18 protein-coding genes, 1 pseudogene and 1 other annotated feature are annotated in these 18,015 nt (G+C 50.8%); of the genes and pseudogenes, 6 read left to right on the plus strand and 13 right to left on the minus strand.

Annotated elements, in window-relative coordinates; translation table 11 throughout:
- From pduV to NNO03_RS04930, 3 genes are all read left to right on the plus strand, one after another.
- A complete protein-coding gene (pduV, locus tag NNO03_RS04920; RefSeq protein WP_005128040.1) occupies nucleotides 1–453 on the plus strand; it encodes a propanediol utilization protein PduV in 453 nt (150 codons plus the stop codon).
- Entirely contained in the window at nucleotides 438–1,652 is a 1,215-nt protein-coding gene (locus NNO03_RS04925; protein ID WP_271448977.1) for an acetate/propionate family kinase, read from the plus strand. Before pduV ends, NNO03_RS04925 begins: the two co-directional genes overlap by 16 nt.
- 92 nt (nucleotides 1,653–1,744) lie before the next feature.
- A complete protein-coding gene (locus NNO03_RS04930; RefSeq protein WP_271448978.1) occupies nucleotides 1,745–2,611 on the plus strand; it encodes an L-threonine kinase in 867 nt (288 codons plus the stop codon).
- 39 nt (nucleotides 2,612–2,650) lie between these two features.
- On the opposite strand, the gene NNO03_RS04935 is transcribed toward NNO03_RS04930, so the two are convergent.
- The 7 genes from NNO03_RS04935 to phsA all read right to left on the minus strand — a co-directional run bounded on the left by NNO03_RS04935 (nucleotide 2,651) and on the right by phsA (nucleotide 9,937).
- Nucleotides 2,651–2,986 carry a DUF496 family protein gene (locus tag NNO03_RS04935; RefSeq protein ID WP_005128046.1) on the minus strand — a complete coding sequence of 112 codons (336 nt, stop codon included), beginning with the start codon at nucleotides 2,984–2,986 and terminating at the stop codon, nucleotides 2,651–2,653.
- 238 nt (nucleotides 2,987–3,224) lie between these two features.
- Entirely contained in the window at nucleotides 3,225–4,283 is a 1,059-nt protein-coding gene (locus tag NNO03_RS04940; protein ID WP_137382382.1) for an FUSC family protein, read from the minus strand.
- A 107-nt stretch (nucleotides 4,284–4,390) separates the two neighbouring features.
- Complete coding sequence (gene sbmC, locus NNO03_RS04945) at nucleotides 4,391–4,858, minus strand: DNA gyrase inhibitor SbmC (protein ID WP_005128054.1); 468 nt, start codon at nucleotides 4,856–4,858, stop codon at nucleotides 4,391–4,393.
- Between the two features lie 124 nt (nucleotides 4,859–4,982).
- Nucleotides 4,983–6,155 (minus strand): serine-type D-Ala-D-Ala carboxypeptidase DacD, encoded by a 1,173-nt coding sequence (gene dacD, locus NNO03_RS04950; protein WP_137382383.1) that lies wholly within the window; start codon nucleotides 6,153–6,155, stop codon nucleotides 4,983–4,985.
- Between the two features lie 151 nt (nucleotides 6,156–6,306).
- Nucleotides 6,307–7,074 (minus strand): thiosulfate reductase cytochrome B subunit, encoded by a 768-nt coding sequence (gene phsC, locus NNO03_RS04955; RefSeq protein WP_271448979.1) that lies wholly within the window; start codon nucleotides 7,072–7,074, stop codon nucleotides 6,307–6,309.
- Nucleotides 7,071–7,649, minus strand: coding sequence for a thiosulfate reductase electron transport protein PhsB (gene phsB, locus NNO03_RS04960; RefSeq protein WP_271448980.1), 579 nt, complete (start codon nucleotides 7,647–7,649; stop codon nucleotides 7,071–7,073). Before phsB ends, phsC begins: the two co-directional genes overlap by 4 nt.
- Nucleotides 7,650–7,663: 14 nt before the next feature.
- Nucleotides 7,664–9,937, minus strand: coding sequence for a thiosulfate reductase PhsA (phsA, locus tag NNO03_RS04965; protein WP_271448981.1), 2,274 nt, complete (start codon nucleotides 9,935–9,937; stop codon nucleotides 7,664–7,666).
- Nucleotides 9,938–10,334: 397 nt separating this feature from the next.
- Here phsA and sbcB point away from each other — a divergent pair, with 397 nt between their 5' ends.
- Nucleotides 10,335–11,759: an exodeoxyribonuclease I gene (gene sbcB / locus NNO03_RS04970; protein WP_271448982.1), complete on the plus strand. Its 1,425-nt coding sequence runs from the start codon at nucleotides 10,335–10,337 to the stop codon at nucleotides 11,757–11,759.
- Nucleotides 11,760–11,798: 39 nt separating this feature from the next.
- Here the strand turns inward: sbcB and tsuB are convergent, their stop codons facing one another.
- The 6 genes and pseudogenes from tsuB to NNO03_RS04995 all read right to left on the minus strand — a co-directional run bounded on the left by tsuB (nucleotide 11,799) and on the right by NNO03_RS04995 (nucleotide 16,705).
- Complete coding sequence (gene tsuB, locus NNO03_RS04975) at nucleotides 11,799–12,026, minus strand: thiosulfate utilization sulfurtransferase TsuB/YeeD (protein ID WP_271448998.1); 228 nt, start codon at nucleotides 12,024–12,026, stop codon at nucleotides 11,799–11,801.
- A gap of 16 nt (nucleotides 12,027–12,042) precedes the next feature.
- Complete coding sequence (gene tsuA / locus NNO03_RS04980; RefSeq protein WP_271448983.1) at nucleotides 12,043–13,101, minus strand: thiosulfate utilization transporter TsuA/YeeE; 1,059 nt, start codon at nucleotides 13,099–13,101, stop codon at nucleotides 12,043–12,045.
- A gap of 177 nt (nucleotides 13,102–13,278) precedes the next feature.
- A complete protein-coding gene (plaP, locus tag NNO03_RS04985; RefSeq protein ID WP_048218046.1) occupies nucleotides 13,279–14,640 on the minus strand; it encodes a putrescine/proton symporter PlaP in 1,362 nt (453 codons plus the stop codon).
- The gene (gene yoeI, locus NNO03_RS22785) at nucleotides 14,630–14,692 is read right to left on the minus strand and encodes a membrane protein YoeI (protein WP_101741514.1); all 63 of its coding nucleotides are present in this window, start codon (nucleotides 14,690–14,692) and stop codon (nucleotides 14,630–14,632) included. Before yoeI ends, plaP begins: the two co-directional genes overlap by 11 nt.
- 162 nt (nucleotides 14,693–14,854) lie before the next feature.
- A pseudogene (locus NNO03_RS04990) lies at nucleotides 14,855–15,839 on the minus strand (LysR substrate-binding domain-containing protein).
- Nucleotides 15,840–15,880: 41 nt separating this feature from the next.
- A complete protein-coding gene (locus NNO03_RS04995) occupies nucleotides 15,881–16,705 on the minus strand; it encodes an SDR family oxidoreductase (RefSeq protein WP_271448984.1) in 825 nt (274 codons plus the stop codon).
- Nucleotides 16,706–16,879: 174 nt separating this feature from the next.
- On the opposite strand from NNO03_RS04995, the gene hisL reads away from it, so the two are divergent.
- Together hisL and hisG are read left to right on the plus strand one after the other, a co-directional pair.
- Entirely contained in the window at nucleotides 16,880–16,927 is a 48-nt protein-coding gene (gene hisL / locus NNO03_RS05000; protein ID WP_101741515.1) for a his operon leader peptide, read from the plus strand.
- Nucleotides 16,903–17,025, plus strand: a sequence feature (His leader region). It overlaps the preceding gene by 25 nt.
- Before the next feature lie 45 nt (nucleotides 17,026–17,070).
- On the plus strand, nucleotides 17,071–17,970 hold the full coding sequence (gene hisG / locus NNO03_RS05005; RefSeq protein ID WP_271442594.1) for an ATP phosphoribosyltransferase: 900 nt from the start codon (nucleotides 17,071–17,073) through the stop codon (nucleotides 17,968–17,970).
- Nucleotides 17,971–18,015: the final 45 nt, after the last annotated feature.

The following is an 18,015-nucleotide window of genomic DNA, read 5'->3' on the forward strand; positions in this document are numbered from 1 at the left end:
ATGAAACGCATCATGCTAATTGGCCCCAGCCAGTGCGGTAAAACCTCACTCACACAATGTCTGCGTGGAGAAGCACTTCATTACCAGAAAACTCAGGCGATTGTCTGGTCGCCAACGACAATAGACACGCCGGGTGAATATCTTGAGAACCGCTGCCTGTACAGTGCGTTACTGGCCAGCGCCTGCGAAGCCGACATTATCGCTCTGGTACTGAATGCCGACGCCCCATGGTCACCTTTTTCTCCCGGCTTTACTGGCCCAATGAACAGACCTGTTATCGGCCTCGTTACCAAAGCCGATTTAGCTAACCCTCAGAGGATTTCACTCGTAGAAAGCTGGTTGGTTCAGGCAGGAGCGCAGAACGTGTTTATCACCAGCGCGCTGGAGAATACCGGGGTCGATGAGATGTTCATTTTTCTGAATGCAAAGGAACCGTCATGTCTCACAAAATAATGGCCATAAACGCGGGTAGCTCTTCACTTAAGTTTCAGTTACTGGCGATGCCGCAGGGTGAAATGATCTGCCAGGGACTGATTGAACGTATCGGGATGTCTGACGCGCAGGTCACGCTTAAAACACCCGTACAGAAATGGCAGGAGACGTTACCCGTTGCCGATCACCGTGAAGCAGTAACGCTGTTACTGGAAAAACTGCTTAGCCTGAACATCATCAAGAGTCTGGAAGAGATCGATGGCGTCGGTCATCGCGTCGCACATGGTGGTGAGTCTTTTAAAGACTCCGCCCTCGTCAACGATGAAACACTGGCCGAAATCGAGCGTCTTGCAGAACTGGCACCACTGCATAACCCGGTTAATGCACTGGGGATTGCCGTTTTTCGTCAGCTATTACCCGAAGCACCCGCCGTCGCAGTTTTTGACACTGCTTTTCATCAAACGCTGACTGAGCCGTCTTTTGTTTATCCTCTGCCCTGGCGCTATTACTCAGAGCTGGGAATTCGGCGTTACGGTTTTCATGGTACCAGCCACAAATACGTCAGTACCGCGTTGGCTGAAAAGCTGGGCGTCCCGCTCAGCGCACTGCGCGTCGTATGCTGTCATCTTGGTAATGGCAGCAGCATCTGTGCCATCAAAGGTGGCAAATCGGTGAATACCTCGATGGGCTTTACACCACAATCAGGCGTGATGATGGGTACGCGCAGCGGAGATATTGACCCGTCTATTTTGCCGTGGATTGCCCTGCGTGAAGGCAAAACACCGCAGCAACTTAGCCAACTCCTCAACAATGAATCGGGATTACTTGGCGTTTCCGGTATCTCATCAGACTACCGTGATGTTGAACGCGCCGCAGACGAAGGCAACTCACAGGCTGCACTCGCGCTTACGCTGTTTGCAGAACGAATTCGTGCCACCATAGGCAGTTATATTATGCAGATGGGCGGTCTGGATGCTTTGGTATTTACGGGTGGAATTGGTGAAAACTCAGCCCGAGCACGCGCTGCGATTTGTCACAATCTGAATTTCTTAGGTCTGGCCGTTGATGATGAAAAAAATCAGCGCAACGCAACCTTTATTCAAACTGAAACTGCGCTGGTCAAAGTGGCCGTTATAAATACCAATGAAGAGTTGATGATCGCGCAGGATGTTATGCGTATAGCGATATCAGAAACTGTGACATTGGGCATTCCTGCTTAATCCTGCCGCACCGCAAATTGCGGCAAATCATGGTAATAGCGCGATCGCCATGACACTATGCGCCGAGGATTGCTGATCACAAAGGTGAAGACGTGGCTGTTGCGCAATGTCCCGCATCGTGCGGAGAACTTATCCAGGGCTGGATTCTGGGCAGTGAGAAACTGGTCTCCTGCCCGGTTGAATGGTATAGCACCGTCGAGGTCAGCTCTGGTTCACCACAAGTGGATGAACGCCCACTGTCGCGAGCGATGGTTGACCGGTTATTGCAGCATTGGCACTACCCGGCGCATATCAGTCAGGATATTCGAATAGATATCCAGTCAACGATTCCCATTGCGAAAGGAATGGCCAGTAGCACCGCGGATATTGCCGCCACCGCGCTCGCCACCGCTCATTTTCTGGGTCATCAGCTAGATGAACCTACACTGGCGCAGCTTTGCGTTTCTCTTGAACCTACCGACAGCACCGTTTTCCGTCAGTTAACCCTTTTCGATCATAACGACGCCTCTACGCAAATTCCCTGTGAAGCACAGCCCCAGCTTGACCTGCTGGTTCTGGAAAGCCCGGAAACACTACGTACCGCGGATTATCACCGCATTCCCCGCCAACCCGGGCTACAGGCAGGTGCTCCCGCGCTTAAACGCGCATGGGAAAAAGTACAGGAAGCCTGTATTAGTCAAAATCCCTATCGAATGGGAGAGGCGGCCACGCTTAGCGCAATCGCCAGCCAAATGTTGTTGCCAAAACCAGATTTCGATTCGCTATTGGCGCTGGTAGAAGAATGTGATTTATACGGGGTGAATGTTGCGCACAGCGGCAGCGTGGTGGGTCTGATGCTGGACAGAAAACGTCATGATGTTGATTACATCAAATGGATGCTGGCACAGAAAAAACTGACAACTCACTGGCCTGAGCAGCATTTACTGCGGATGGTAACAGGTGGGGTAAAACTACAGTAGGGGCCACTGCTTAGCAGTGCCCCCTACTGCCATAAAACGTTACTCTGCTTTCGCTTCGCCGTTTTTCACTTCACCCATGGCTTTCAGCTTTTTAGAGATATCACGACGCTCTTTAGAGATCTCTGCATTTTTGATGATGTAATCATCTACACGATCTTCATAGTCGCTTTTCATGCTGGCGATGATGCCCTGGATAGCATCAACGCTCATGCCCGGCTTGATGTAGTCGCTCAGGTTGTCCAGCAGCAGGACGCGTTTCTGGTTGTCACGGATCTTTTTCTCAACGTCCTGGATTTCACGTTGCAGTTTGTTTTTACGACGGAACAGACGAACAAATTCCAGCACGTCCTGGAAAGAAGGCTTGGTAGTTTCCATTTTTACACCCCTGATAATGTGAGATTCGGATTCGTTAAAACAACGGCTAAAGTGGGTCAACATTACTTTCATGCCCGCCATACTTCAAGTTGCATCTGCATTGATAATGCATGGCTGAAACCTGAATTATCGAGGGTAAAGCCATTGCAGTTACCAATGGTTTTAGCCTTTTTCAATATCATACCCTTAATCTTTGCTGAATCGAAGCAGCAGTAGAACCAATCCCCTCATCTGCTCTTTATTTGCGCAGCGCGCGACAAATTAAATGTGAGAGCAATTCCAGCTGCCGCGCCATCTCCATATTCAACCAGACATAGCCGTGAATAGGTGTTTCAGCAACATTATCGCCCTTATGCTCAGCGATGAGTTGGCGCAACTCCTCCACGGTGTCATTGAGTTTTTCCGTATTGGCGAGTATCGGCTGTGGATTACCTTCATATAGTGCATGAGTGATCGTCAGTAGCGCCTGTTGCGTTCTGAGCTGAGTTTCACGCAGGGTATGCGCGTTCAGCATCACAAAGTGGCTGGTACGCGTCGCCCACAGCGCGTTGATCTGCAGCTCAAGCATGCACACCAGATTGCGGTTAACCGTCTGAATAGCTTCAAAGATTGATTTTTGGATGTGGGTCTCTTTACTGGCAGGAACAATTAGTCCACGCATTTTGACAACGTCACTCAGTAGTTGTTGTAAATGCTTCTCCAGTCGGGGCTGTTCGAGCAAGTTAGGTGACAACGCAGCCTGATACACCCGGTTATACCCCGTGACACAATGCGCCAGTTGAATACGCCAGTGAATAAATGCCCGCTGCGGCCAGATACCGGTAAACAGCATCGCCAGTAACGATCCCAAAATCACGTCGCCACCGCGCCACAACGCTGTATTCATGTCACCCGCGGGAGCCCCGACGACGACGGCAAGCGTTATGCCAATCAGCAATGCCTGATAGGGTTTTTTACCTAATGCCAGCCAGCCGCAGAGAAACATCGCCACTGCGCACCATATCAGCATAAGCGGAAGTGACAGGAGTTCGAGACGCAGAGCAACCAGCCCAAGTACTGAGCCCAGAATCGTCCCGCCAATGCGTTCAAGCGCTCTGGGGACGACGTTACCCCAGAATGAAATGGGCCCCATAATCACCACCAGCGTGATCAGAGGCCATGTACCTTCAGGAATATCCAGCAGGCGAACCAACAGAAAAGTAAGAAGAAACGCCAGCGCAATGCGAATACCGTGCACCACGCGATAATGACGATACAAACGAATTTCAAAAGGACTCAGCGACTTATCGGCACGCACTCATCCACTCCGTCAGGGAATAGCAAAGAACAGAATTGTACCTGCTTTTTTAGTGAAAACATCACCGTTATCAGCAGGACTTTCACCCTGATTTACGCAAAAAACAGCTACTTCGGCTGTACTGGCACATACATTTCGATGTCCCAGTAACCGTCTTCCATGCCATTATTCATATAAATCTCAAAACAGGGTTTGGCTGCTATCTGGTATGTTGCGTCCTGCAGCAGAAGATTAAAAAATTGATACCATGGCGTCGCAAAGTCATGATTTTCAACACGAGCAACAGCAATAGCATACTCACCACCGGCCAGTTCAGTCAGTATCACTCCTTCGCTGTTCTCTGGGATCTCGAAATTCTCTGCGACGGAAACCACAGTATCGCAGCGCAGTTTGTCAGCAGGCACAACATCCGGGTTGTCGTAATAAACGGCGATCCATTCCAGCGGCACTATCTGCTTGTCATCCACCCACATGACTAACTGCTCAAAACCCTGCTTTACCGTTTGCTCCCACGGTCCAACCATGTGAAAACCGGCAATCCTGCGTTTATCGACCTGCTTTATCTCGTACTCCATATAACCTCCGTCATTACACTGTATTTATATACAGTGTAATTTTTGTGTATTACGGCCACAAGGAAATAGTGATTATTATGTGAGCAGTTTCGCACTCTTGCCAGTCAGTAGCATGGGTGAAAAATTACACCTTATGGTGGAAGTAATCGCTCAGACGCGAAAATACGCCGCCTTTACTGACCGATTCCAGGGTAACCAGTGGCCAATGCGCTACCAGCTTATCCCTGTCATAGAGTTCAATTTCCCCCACGCGTTGATGCGCGGCAATAGGCGCTACCAGTTCTTTCTTATCAAGAACATATTTTGCTTTGATATTCTGGACTTCAGCCTTAGGTAGCGCCATCCAGAAATCCTGCTCGGTGCCGAGGCTAATGTTTTCTTTATCGCCATACCAGATTCGTTCGACGCCGACTTGCTTACCGCTACGCAACACCTGCACCGTATCAAAATTTTGTTGCCCCCACTGCAGCAGTTTGCGTGCCTGATCCTCGCGTCCTTTCGCGCTCTCGGCGCCCATGACCACGGCAATCAAGCGACGCTGTCCATCAACTGCGGAGGCAATCAGGTTAAATCCTGCCCCGGATGTGTGCCCGGTCTTCAGGCCATCGATGTTCATCGTTTTATCCCACAGCAGTCCGTTACGGTTTTGCTGCGTGATACCGTTCCAGGTAAGACTCTTCTCACTGTACATGTGATAGAACTCAGGTTCCCCGTGAATAATCGCCCGGGACAACACGGCCAGATCGTAGGCCGAGCTATGCTGGCCTGGCGCGTCCAGCCCATGCACCGTTTCGAAATGTGTATCTTTAAGCTTCAGCTTCTCAACATAACTGTTCATCATCGCGACAAACTGTGGCTGTCCACCCGCGATGTAATCAGCCAGCGCGACGCATGCGTCATTGCCGGAATCAACAATCAAGCCGCGACTTAAATCACGTACCGAAACGCGATCGCCTTCTTTCAGGAACATTAATGATGAGCCGACAAACACCGGATTATCTTTCGCCCATGCGTCACGCCCGACAGTGACGATATCCGTTGGGCTAATGCGATGGCTATCAATCGCACGATCGACAACATAGCCGGTCATTAACTTGGTCAGGCTGGCGGGGTTGCGTTGCTGGTGTTCATTACCGGCGGTCAGGATTTGGCCCGTGGTGTAGTCCATAAGCACCCACGCGCCAGCATTGATGGCAGGAGGCCGGGGTGCAAAACTGGCGACATCAGTCGCATAAGCGGACGAAAAACTAATCGCGAATAGCGAAGCGGCAATAAACAAACGGCGTTTCAACAGCATGTCCTCATAACCAGGAGAAATAGCCGTTCTTTTTACGGAAGTTCTGCCGAACAAACATGGATAAATTGCAAGAAAATGTGACATAAGGCACATTTTCTTGCTGTTAAAGAAAGAATATCAGACGGGCTTCCCCTGCAAAATACGCGCAGAATTAGCCTTTATGTGATGCTGTTTCTGCATGATGGCTGCGATGACGGTGATAGCCGTCAATCATGCTGCGAAAGATTTGCCCCGGCGTATCACCCAATGTACACAGGTAAATATGTGCACAAATGAACAGAATGCCAACAATCGCCAACACCATATGCAGCACCAGTACCACCGGCCCGGCGCCGATAATCTGCGGGTAAAGACAGAGCAACCCGGTAATGATTAACAGCGGAACCAACGCATACATGATGGCCAGATAGGCTAACTGTTGCAGGGGGTTAAATTTATTCTCCGCTGTTGCCGCAAACGGATGTGCCTCACCTTTCATTATCCCATACAGATAAAAACGCGTTTGCAGCAGACAACGCTTTATCAGCCCGCTGAATTGCACACGATAGTGGCAACCGTTGCCGCTGGTGGCATTGATCATGACGAAGCCAATCCAGAAAGCCAGTAATGCGAATCCACACCAGGTGTGCACCTGCACCATCAGCGCTACCGGTCCGATAGAAAAATGGCCGAACAAACCGCTGAGCAGAAGCAGGATAAAAAGCAGCGCATTTCCCCAGTGCCAACGGCGGACAGCCAATGAGTAAAGATAGTCACGGTGCTCTTCTCCAGCAGCCGTTTTAGGTGCCAGCATTCGACGCAGCAGTGCATGTATCACCAAACCGGCAATCATCAACAGAATGACTACACCTGCATAAATGAGCCACAGAGGCCAGTAGTCTGGCGCATAGTTAAGCTCTGCTCCCCAGATAGAATTCATACTTTTCCCTCCTGATGAATCTCTTTACGCCGGAAAATACTCACCGCACCGCTACGCGTATCCTGCTGACGGTAAACCTCTTTTTGATGAATCCAGTGCTGAATTTCAGGGTCATCACGGCGACCAAACTTCAGCGCATCCGTAGGGCATACGGAAACACAGGCAGGCGATTGTCCAGCGTCCAGACGGGTGTCTGCGCAAAAGTTACATTTATCTGCAATTCCTGTTTGTGGGTTCAGATAGCGCACATGGAACGGACAGGCGGCAACGCAATAATCACAGCCAATACAGCGGGACTTGTCCACCTGCACAATGCCGTTTTCGTCCCGAAGCGAAGCGCCAGTCGGACAGACGCTGACACAAGGCGCATCTTCACAGTGCTGGCAGGAGACGCGGACAAACTGGAAGTGAGACAGCACCTCAGGTTCATTTTCCGCTGAGCGGATCTGCACCTGCAGCCGGCTAAAACCTTCTGGCACGTCATTCAGGACTTTGCAGGCAACCGTGCACGCCTGACAACCAATACAGCGTTTCTCGTCATGCAGCATGACATACGGATTTGTTGACTGATTCATGATGTTCTCCTTTCTCATGCCCGACGAAGCGTAACGCCAGCGGTGTGGACCACCGTGCCGGATACCGGACTGGTCACATGTGGAAGCAAGTTGCCACAGTGGATCCCATGCGTTGTCGCTGCGGTTTTCGCGCCAGCCTTGGCGCCGAATCCCATATAGACGAACAGCGTATCAGGTCGAATACCGGCAGTGACCAGCGCTTTGCCTTTCTCCTTACCCGTCGCATTTTCAAGCCAGATGTCATCGCCGCTTTTAATCCCTTTTTCTCCAGCCGTTTTCGGGTGGATCCACACCGCGTTATCCCACATCAGCTCGCTGAGTAATGGAACATATTGCGTCGCGCCATTGGTGTGAACCGCGACTTTGCCTTGAATGAAATAGAGTTCATTGTCGGCCTTGAGCGCAAAATTGCGTGCACGCGGAATACCATAGCCCGGCAGGAGTGTTTCCAGTTCTTCAGAATAAAGTTCGATTTTTCCGGATGGGGATTTGAAGCGCAGTTGTTCGCCATACGTACCGTCATTGTCAACGGCCACTGCTCCCGGATAGTGCGCAGTAAACTGGCGTACCGATTCAGGTTCACGCAGCAACAGTGGAACGCCCCACTCCCGATACCCCTTCTGGCGCAGTTCAGCAGATAACGCATGGTCACCATTGAGCTGATACAGCTGGCGTACTTGCATATCTTGCCACGGATAGTACTGCCCAAGACCCAATTGCTCGCCCAGCTCTTTCCAGATTTGCCAGCTTGGGCGCGCATCACCAATAGGCTCGACAACCTGCTGGCGCAGCGCATAGGCCGGATTCAGCCCCGACATATCAGAGACTTCTTCATCGCGTTCGAGGTAGGTGCATTCAGGCAGCAAGTAATCGGCATAGGCCGCGCTTTCGCTTAAATAGACATCGCAGCTGACCACCAGATCCAACTGCTCAACGGTTTTGACCAGATCCGGCCGACAGGTCACAGTTTGAAAAGGGTTATGCCGGGACATAATCCATCCTTTCACCGGATAAGGCGTCTGGTTTAACACAGCATCGATAATGCTCTGCACCACCCCACCACCCGCAGCGATGTATTTGAATTGTGGCGCGACCAGGTCAATACGCTGCGCCGTTGGCTTAGGGAGTTTGGCATCCGGTTTCGCCAGCACCGGAGCCACCTTCTCTCCCGCCAGCTTATTGTAGGTTGCAGCGGCTTTTTTCTGGTACATGCCGCCTTCGCGCTCAATATTTCCCAGCAGCACGTTGAGGGTGAAAATCATGCGCCGCATGTCAATCTCTTCCTGCGAAAAAGTCGCACGGTGACCAGGGCTGACAATAGCATGGGGTGCGCAGGCCGCCATTTCACGAGTCACCCGGGTAATGACATCTGCAGGCACGTCGGCCAACTTTTGTGCCCATTCCGGCGTGGCCTCTTGTACCGCCTCTGCCAGTTGGTCAAAACCTGTTGTATAGCGTTCAACGAATCCCGCGTCATACAATTTTTCAGTAATCATGACGTGGCACATTGCCATCAGCACCGGTAAGTCTCCCCCCGGTTTAATCGCATGCCATTCATCCGCCTTACTGGAAAATACCGATAGCCGGGGGTCGAAGCTGACCATCTTCGCGCCCTTCTCTTGTGCGGTCATCAGTTCATGAGTATCGGCAACCTCAATTCCTTCATAGAGGTTATGTCCAAAAGAGACCATATAGCGGGTGTTGGCGATATCCATTGCTAAATCCCCACCCATCATTACTTTGGCGGCAATGGCTTTACCTGCCGGACAAGTTGAAGCGTGCGTGAAGGTATTTGGTGAGCCAAAAGCCGTCGCCAAATGAAATAAATGGCCGGAAAGCGAACCGGATTTAGAGGAGAAGACAACGCCCTGCGGTCCGTATTGATTTTTTATTGCCGTCATCTTTACGGCAATTTCTTGATACGCCTGTTGCCAGCTAATGACCTGCCATTCGCCACTGCCACGCGGCCCGGTGCGTTTCATCGGTTTCACAATCCGGTGCGGGTCGTTTACCAGGCTAACGCCGCTGCCCCCGCGAGCACAAACGCGCGTGCCTTGCTGAGGGGCATTAGGGTTTCCCTGGATAAAAACTGTTTTATTATTAATCACCTGAGCCTGAATTGGACAGCGAAAGGAACACATTTCACACAGACTTGGCGTCAGGGATGTTTTCCCTTTAATACTCTCTGGCGAATTTCGCGCCAGTGCGCCAGGTGGGAAACTTCCTATTGCACAGGCCGAGCAGCCAATACCCACGCCTCGCAAAAAATTACGCCGACTAATGCTCATATAACCTCCTGTTATTAGATATATCCAATGATTATATGGCCTTTAAATTATTAATTTTTAACCTCACTCACATTTCATTACAATATAACCCCGTTAACCAGCAAGAATAAAACCCATTGTTTATAAAAGAGTTTTAAAGTTTCCAGAACACACTAACAAACGCAAAAATAATAACAATAGTTATCAGTTAGCTTATTTATAAACTCACACGATAACGTAACCTTATTTCATGAAATATCCTTAAAATCCCAAACCTATTAATTCGTTTTATTTTAATCACGTTTATCTCAATTTTATTGCGGCCATCGCCGAGCATTGATAATCCCATTGCTGATTACCGCGCTATTTTTTGGTATTCTTAGATGAGCGCTAAATTGATCCCGGACATAACTGAACAATGAATGACGGCAAGCAGCAACCTGGTTTTCTCTTCCACGATTACGAGACCTTTGGTACCCATCCGGCACTGGACAGACCCGCGCAGTTTGCGGCCATCCGCACAGATAGCGATTTCAATATCATTGGCGATCCCGAAGTCTTTTACTGCAAGCCCGCCGACGACTATCTGCCACAACCTGAAGCGGTGCTGATAACCGGTATTACGCCGCAAGAAGCACGTGATAAGGGTGAGAACGAAGCCGCTTTTGCTGCCCGCATCCATGCGCTGTTTACCGTGCCGAAAACGTGTATCCTCGGCTATAACAATGTGCGCTTCGATGATGAAGTGACACGTAATATCCTGTATCGCAATTTTTATGATCCCTACGCCTGGAGCTGGCAGAACGACAATTCTCGCTGGGATTTGCTGGATGTAATGCGCGCCTGCTATGCGCTACGACCGGAAGGGATCAACTGGCCAGAAAACGACGACGGGCTACCCAGTTTTCGCCTTGAGCATCTGACCCGCGCCAACGGAATTGAGCATGCTAATGCCCACGATGCGATGGCAGACGTGTATGCCACGATTGCCATGGCGCAACTCGTAAAGTCACGTCAACCTCGTCTGTTCGACTATCTCTACAGCCACCGCAATAAACACAAGCTGGCAGCATTGATTGATGTCCCACAAATGAAGCCCTTAGTGCATGTATCTGGTATGTTCGGTGCATGGCGAGGTAACACCAGTTGGGTTGCCCCGCTCGCCTGGCATCCGGATAATCGTAATGCAGTTATTATGGTCGACTTAGCCGGTGATATCTCTCCCTTGCTTGAACTGGATAGCGACACCCTGCGCGAGCGTCTTTACACTGCCAAAGCCGATCTGGGAGATAACGCAGCGGTGCCGGTTAAACTGGTGCATATCAACAAATGTCCGGTTCTGGCACAGGCTAATACATTACGTCCGGAAGATGCCAATCGTCTCGGAATTAACCGCCAGCATTGCCTGGATAATCTCAAAGTCCTGCGTGAAAACCCGCAGGTGCGCGATAAAGTGGTGGCTATTTTTGCCGAAGCAGAACCCTTTGCGCCATCGGACAACGTAGATGCGCAGTTATACAACGGTTTTTTCAGCGATGCTGACCGTGCCGCAATGAAGATCGTTCTGGAAACCGAACCTCGCAATTTACCCGCGCTGGACATCACTTTCGTCGATAAGCGCATTGAAAAACTGCTGTTTAATTATCGCGCACGCAATTTCCCCGGAACACTGGATGAGGGGGAGCAGCAACGCTGGCTGGATCATCGTCGTCAGGTATTCACACCGGAGTTTTTGCAAAATTACGCGAATGAATTGCAGATGTTGAGCCAGCAATATGCTGACAACAAAGAGAAGCTGATGCTACTGAAATCGCTCTGGCAGTATGCGCAAGAGATAGTCTGAAGATGAAATGCCCTCCGCCAGACGGCGGAGGGATCGTGTTTACGCTTTCTGCACCGTAATGCTCCAGGCGGCGTCACCCACCTGTTGATAATCAGTAATCACGAGCCCCTCTTCGGCGGCCCATTGCGGGATTGCCTCAGTTGCCTGGGTACAGTCAAACTCAATCACCAGTTCATCACCACTTGCCATTTCAGCCAGTGCTGCTTTTGCTTCAATCAGTGGAAACGGACAAACCTGCGTGACCACATCCAGTTTTTTAATTGCCATCATCAAATCCTTACGCTTAATTTGCCGCAGCAGCGGTTAGTTTTGCCTTACGCTGCGGTCTGATATACACAATCCATGACGCAGTCCAGACGCCGAGAATCATAAAGACCAGGCCAACCCATCCCTGCCAGGTCATCATCGCCGTCATAACCAGACCGTTGCCAATCGAACAGCCCCCCGCGATGCTGGCACCAAAGCCCATTAACAGACCGCCAAAACCGCTACGTAGCGTGGTGGGTGCGTCGGCTGCACGAACGCGAAATTCGCGACTGGCTTTCGCTGCAATAAATGAGCCGAGAAAAATGCCCAGCACCAGGAACACTCCCCAGTTAATAAACTTACTGTCGCCTGCGACAAGGAATTGCAAAATATTGGCGGTTGGTGACGTGATACCCAGGCCAAACATTCGTCCGGTTGCTTCGCTCAACGGCCATGCCAACAGCGCAATCAGCCCGATCAGAACCGCAGTAACAAATGGATGCCAGCGCTTCTCAAACAAAATATGCGCAAGGCCGGTACGACGAGGCGGTAGCGTAGCGACTTTCAATTTTGGTTTTCTCAGCTCTTTCGCCACCACCCACAATGTAACCGCCAGCAGAATAGCGATCAGTGGCCATACGGACAGGTTCAACGTATCGGCAATGGAGTTATGCTCAGTACTGTAGGTTTTCAGCGCCTGATTCAGCCCACTCGCATGCGTAGAGCGCATCACCGCACTCATCACCATATAGGTAAACAGCGCAATCCAGCTACCGATAAGCCCTTCTCCTGCACGATACCAGGTTCCAGTAGCACACCCGCCCGCATAAACAATTCCGATACCAAAGACATAGCCACCAACAACGGTTCCCAGCCATGGGAAGGTGCCGGCATCATAGCTGAGTACACCCGCCTGGATCAGCGCAAAGACACCCACGCTTTGCACAGAAATGGCTATCAGTAGCGCATAGAACATACGATTGTTTTTCGCAATATACATATCGCGAAAGCCGCCCGTCAGACAGAATCGCCCACGTTGCATGACAAAGCCAAGCAGCGCGCCACAGATGAGCCCGCTTAACATCATTGAAAACATAAATTAATTAGCCAGAAGTATATTAGTCAGGAAATTATTCATGACTAACTGGTTCAGAACCAATAACCAAATTCTCTATTTTAGAACTAACGGTTATTAATACTGGCTGGAAATAAAGCACAGGAATAAAAAAACCGGAGAACATGTCTCCGGTTTTTTCGATATCAGATTAGGTGATTACGCGATATCTTCATCGTACTGCGGTACCGGGTTACGGAAACTCTTGGTCACACAAGCCAGGTAGATCAGGCCAATACCAGCCCAGATCAGTCCCAGAACCATAGAGCTCTCTTCCAGGTTCACCCACAGCGCACCCACGGTCAGCGCACCGCACATCGGCAGGAACAGATACTGGAAGTGGTCTTTCAGCGTCTTGTTACGCTTCTCACGGATCCAGAACTGGGAGATTACCGACAGGTTAACGAAGGTAAACGCCACCAGCGCACCAAAGTTAATCAGCGCCGTCGCCATTACCAGGTCGAAGTTGATTGCCAGCAGGGCAATCGCGCCAACCAGGATGATGTTCATGGACGGAGTACGCCATTTCGGGTGCACATAACCGAAGAAACTTTTCGGGAATACACCATCGCGCCCCATCACGTACATCAGACGCGCTACGCCTGCATGCGCCGCCATCCCGGATGCCAATACGGTAATGGTGGAGAAAATCAGCGCACCGACCTGGAAGAACTTACCGGCTACGTACAGCATGATTTCAGGCTGTGAAGCATCCGGGTCCTTGAAGCGAGAGATATCCGGGAAGTACAGCTGCAACAGATAGGTGGAGACAATAAAGATCAGGCCACCAATCAGTGCGGTCAGGAAAATTGCACGCGGGATCACACGCTCAGCATCCTTGGTCTCTTCAGAGAGGTTGCTGATACCGTCGAAACCGGTGAACGAGAAGCACAGGATAGTAGCACCCGTGATCATTGGAATCACGTGCGCGTCACCTGACCAGAACGGACGGCTGCTCACCAGCGTACCCGCACCTTCCCCTTCGAACACGCCATAAACGACCATGCCGAGGATCACCGCAATCAACACGACCTGCAACAGCACGATCACGGTGTTGAAGTTCGCGACAGATTTGAGGCTGCGCAGGTTAAAAGCAGTCATAAAGGCCACCAGTGCTACCACGAACATCCATGACGGTATCGACGGCACCAGGGCTTCAAAATAGATTTTCGCCAACAGAATGTTGATCATCGGTGCGAACAGGTAGTCCAGCAGTGATGACCAACCCACCATAAAGCCAACGGTCGGGCTAATGGATTTCTGGGCGTAAGTGTAGGCAGAGCCTGCAGACGGATAGCGACGCACCAGTTTACCGTAGCTCAGTGCGGTAAAAAGGATGGCGATCAGTGCAAAGGCGTAAGCTGTCGGGACGTGACCATCGGTCATTCCTGATACGATACCGAATGTATCGAACAGCGTCATCGGCTGCATATAGGCAAGGCCCATCATGACAACCGGAACCAGCGTAAGCGTTTTACGTAATTCCACGCGAGAGGTGTTTGGAGTAGCGTTATGCGACATGGTTATCCTCCATTACGGCGGAAACCGTCGCGTAAGCAAAAAATTGCCCCATTTTTTGTTAATCCTCAGCGACAACAACTGTCGATTTTTAAGTAAGTATCTATCCGGTACGAAGCCCGGCCTCTTTTATGAATGATTGGTTTGATGCAAAAAAATAACCGACGCGTATTAAAACGTCGGTTAATCTCATTTTTTGCAAGCGGCGCATTGTGCACTAAATTAGGGCGAAATGACAAGAGAATGAGAGCCTTGTCAAAAAATATTTTTTCCTAACCGATTGATTTATCGACAACCGTTTTTACATAGACCCCCGCGATAGCACTATTTGCTAAAATTTCATCCCGCCACCATGCACTGGCTAATCCCGCGGTCTGCTCGTTCCAGCCAATCCACACGGGTTCAAACAGAATTTGCGCGACAACTTTCTTCTCAATCAGTGCCCCGCTGTCCAGAAATCGTTGTGCCAGATAGCGCGGAATATAACCACATCCCAGACCACTTATCTGCAGTTCCAGTTTGGTTTTGAAGTCAAAAACGGTGATGGCTTCCTGATCGTCGAGAAGCTGAGAAGCCGATACGTTCGCGGGATGCGCATTATCGCCGACCACAATGGCGCGAAAACGTTTGATCGTCCGGCGACTCAACGGTTCCGGCTCCTGCGCCAATGGATGATGGGGGGCAACAACAAAAGCCTGTTCAAGCACACCCAGGCGCGCAAAACCAAAGTCACTCGCTGTGGGTGGGTCACGCATGGCACCCACAATGATATCGGCCCGGCCCTGAATCAGGGCATCCCAGGAGCCGCCCAGTACGCCATTGATAAATTTAAGGCGCGTTACGCTGTGGTGTTGATAGAAAGATTCGATGAGCGGGGCAAGAAGCGAAAAGGGAAAGGTATCGTCTACGCCGATAACCAGTTCATTCTCCCAGCCTTCATGCAGTTTGATGGCCTGCTTTTCAAGTTCGCGCACGGTATGTAAGACCTCGCGTCCCTTTTCCAGCAGCATTTGTCCGGTACGAGTAAATTTGGCCCGGTGCCCACTGCGATCCAACAACTGAATATTAAGATCGCTTTCCAGTTTGTGGACGGTATAACTCAGCGCTGACGGCGTCTTAAACAATTTTGCTGACGCCGCAGCGAAACTCCCCTCTTTCTCTAACGCATCAAGAATAATCAGAACATCCAGCAGTGGTTTCATACTCGCCCCCTGGCGGTATACAGCGACACTCTGCTGATCTGTCACTCCATCGGCATCACCAGCGGATCGGGATACTGGTACTCAAACCCAAGCTCATTACAAATTCGGTTGCCATCAATGACTTTACCTTTACCGTTATCCGCTCCGTCCCGGAAATCCGGTGGTTCCATCCCCAACAGACGAGCCATCTGAGGGTAGAACACATTGCGCGCCGGATGCATAGGCGCACATATATTATAGATGTGTCCCCCTTTAGGCGCTTGTAGCAGCAACGTGATAGCAGAAACCACGTCATCCAGATGCACCAGATTGACGCCATGCTGCCCATCAGGTGCAGTTTTACCCGCAAAAAAGCGACCGGGATGTCTGCCCGGTCCCACCAGGCCTGCCAGGCGCAGAATATCCACCGACGTTCCCGGCAGATTGTGCAGCCAGTCTTCGAGTTCTTTCAGGACTCGACCACTTGCCGTGACCGGATTGCGTGGTGTGCCCTCTTTCACTGTCCCCTGCACATCACCATAAACCGAGGTAGAGCTGGTAAAAATAATCCGTGGAATGCGATACGCCAGCGCACTGTCGACCAGTTCCTGCATTGCCTGTAAATAAAACGTCTCACCCGGGCCACTACGGCGTGCAGGTAGGGTGATGACCAGCGCATCCGCATCCATTAGCGCATCGAGATCGTCAGGTTCACAGACCAGTTCAGGCTCCAGGCGCAGCGAGTAGCTTTCAATACCGCTCATTCGGGCCGCTTCCACCCCATCCAATGTGGTTTTGCTGCCGGTAACCTGCCAGCCCCTGGCTGCCAGAGACATGGCTAACGGCATGCCTAACCAACCTAATCCGACAATTGCGACCTTTTTCATGCCTTTTCTCCTGACTTTTGGCCTATAACCCAAGGCTACGCCAGCCCACGGTGGCTGACAATTCATAGTATCAATATGAAATGAATTAATGATCAAAAAAAGCCCTTGCTTTCCGTGGCTAAAGTGGTTTAGGTTAAAAGACATCAAATGAATAAGCATTCATCGAGAAAATTTATGACACGCGCTCAATTTAATCACCATCATCACCATCATCCTGACTAGTCTTTCAGGCGATGTGTGCTGGGAGACATTTAAATCTTCCAGCGGTGCATGAGCGTATGAGAAAGCCCCCGGAAGATTTCTTCCGGGGGCTTTTTTTTGTGCGTGACCCAAACCGATTCAGACAGGATAACGAGGAATAAAGAATGTTAGACAACACCCGCTTACGCATAGCTATGCAGAAATCAGGCCGTTTAAGCGATGACTCACGCGAATTGCTGGCCCGCTGTGGCATTAAAATTAATCTTCACACCCAGCGCCTGATTGCGATGGCAGAGAATATGCCTATCGATATTCTCCGCGTGCGTGATGACGATATCCCGGGTCTGGTCATGGATGGCGTCGTTGATCTCGGCATCATCGGTGAAAACGTGCTGGAAGAAGAACTGCTCAACCGCCGGGCACAGGGTGAAGATCCTCGTTACTTTACGTTACGTCGTCTGGACTTCGGCGGCTGTCGTCTTTCGCTGGCGACTCCGGTTGACGAAGCCTGGGACGGTCCGTCTGCACTGAACGGCAAACGTATCGCCACCTCTTATCCACACCTGCTCAAACGCTATCTCGATCAGAAAGGTGTTTCGTTCAAATCCTGCTTGTTAAACGGGTCTGTCGAAGTTGCTCCCCGTGCTGGGCTTGCAGATGCAATCTGCGATCTGGTCTCCACCGGTGCAACGCTTGAAGCCAACGGCCTGCGTGAAGTGGAAGTCATTTACCGCTCCAAAGCCTGTCTGATTCAGCGTGACGGAGAAATGGCGGAAGCTAAACAACAACTGATTGATAAGCTGCTGACCCGTATTCAAGGGGTTATTCAGGCTCGCGAATCTAAATACATCATGATGCACGCGCCAAGTGAACGTCTGGACGACGTTATCGCCTTGCTGCCAGGCGCTGAACGCCCAACGATTTTGCCACTGGCCGGCGATCAGCAGCGCGTGGCAATGCACATGGTTAGCAGCGAAACCCTGTTCTGGGAAACGATGGAAAAACTGAAAGCGCTTGGCGCCAGCTCCATCCTGGTGCTGCCTATTGAGAAGATGATGGAGTAATTCCACTTATGCTGCCCGGTGGCGCTTCGCTTGCCGGGCCTACAA

This window comes from Citrobacter sp. Igbk 16 (assembly GCF_028069755.1).
Taxonomy (GTDB): domain Bacteria; phylum Pseudomonadota; class Gammaproteobacteria; order Enterobacterales; family Enterobacteriaceae; genus Citrobacter.

What these genes read in the sequence shown, in the direction of transcription:
- pduV (WP_005128040.1), top strand. Translation starts at nt 1, where the DNA reads ATGAAACGCATCATGCTAATTGGCCCCAGCCAGTGCGGTAAAACCTCA.
- NNO03_RS04925 (WP_271448977.1), top strand. Translation starts at nt 438, where the DNA reads ATGTCTCACAAAATAATGGCCATAAACGCGGGTAGCTCTTCACTTAAG.
- NNO03_RS04935 (WP_005128046.1), bottom strand. Translation starts at nt 2,986, where the DNA reads ATGGAAACTACCAAGCCTTCTTTCCAGGACGTGCTGGAATTTGTTCGT.
- sbmC (WP_005128054.1), bottom strand. Translation starts at nt 4,858, where the DNA reads ATGGAGTACGAGATAAAGCAGGTCGATAAACGCAGGATTGCCGGTTTT.
- dacD (WP_137382383.1), bottom strand. Translation starts at nt 6,155, where the DNA reads ATGCTGTTGAAACGCCGTTTGTTTATTGCCGCTTCGCTATTCGCGATT.
- phsC (WP_271448979.1), bottom strand. Translation starts at nt 7,074, where the DNA reads ATGAATTCTATCTGGGGAGCAGAGCTTAACTATGCGCCAGACTACTGG.
- phsB (WP_271448980.1), bottom strand. Translation starts at nt 7,649, where the DNA reads ATGAATCAGTCAACAAATCCGTATGTCATGCTGCATGACGAGAAACGC.
- phsA (WP_271448981.1), bottom strand. Translation starts at nt 9,937, where the DNA reads ATGAGCATTAGTCGGCGTAATTTTTTGCGAGGCGTGGGTATTGGCTGC.
- sbcB (WP_271448982.1), top strand. Translation starts at nt 10,335, where the DNA reads ATGAATGACGGCAAGCAGCAACCTGGTTTTCTCTTCCACGATTACGAG.
- tsuB (WP_271448998.1), bottom strand. Translation starts at nt 12,026, where the DNA reads ATGGCAATTAAAAAACTGGATGTGGTCACGCAGGTTTGTCCGTTTCCA.
- tsuA (WP_271448983.1), bottom strand. Translation starts at nt 13,101, where the DNA reads ATGTTTTCAATGATGTTAAGCGGGCTCATCTGTGGCGCGCTGCTTGGC.
- plaP (WP_048218046.1), bottom strand. Translation starts at nt 14,640, where the DNA reads ATGTCGCATAACGCTACTCCAAACACCTCTCGCGTGGAATTACGTAAA.
- NNO03_RS04995 (WP_271448984.1), bottom strand. Translation starts at nt 16,705, where the DNA reads ATGAAAAAGGTCGCAATTGTCGGATTAGGTTGGTTAGGCATGCCGTTA.
- hisG (WP_271442594.1), top strand. Translation starts at nt 17,071, where the DNA reads ATGTTAGACAACACCCGCTTACGCATAGCTATGCAGAAATCAGGCCGT.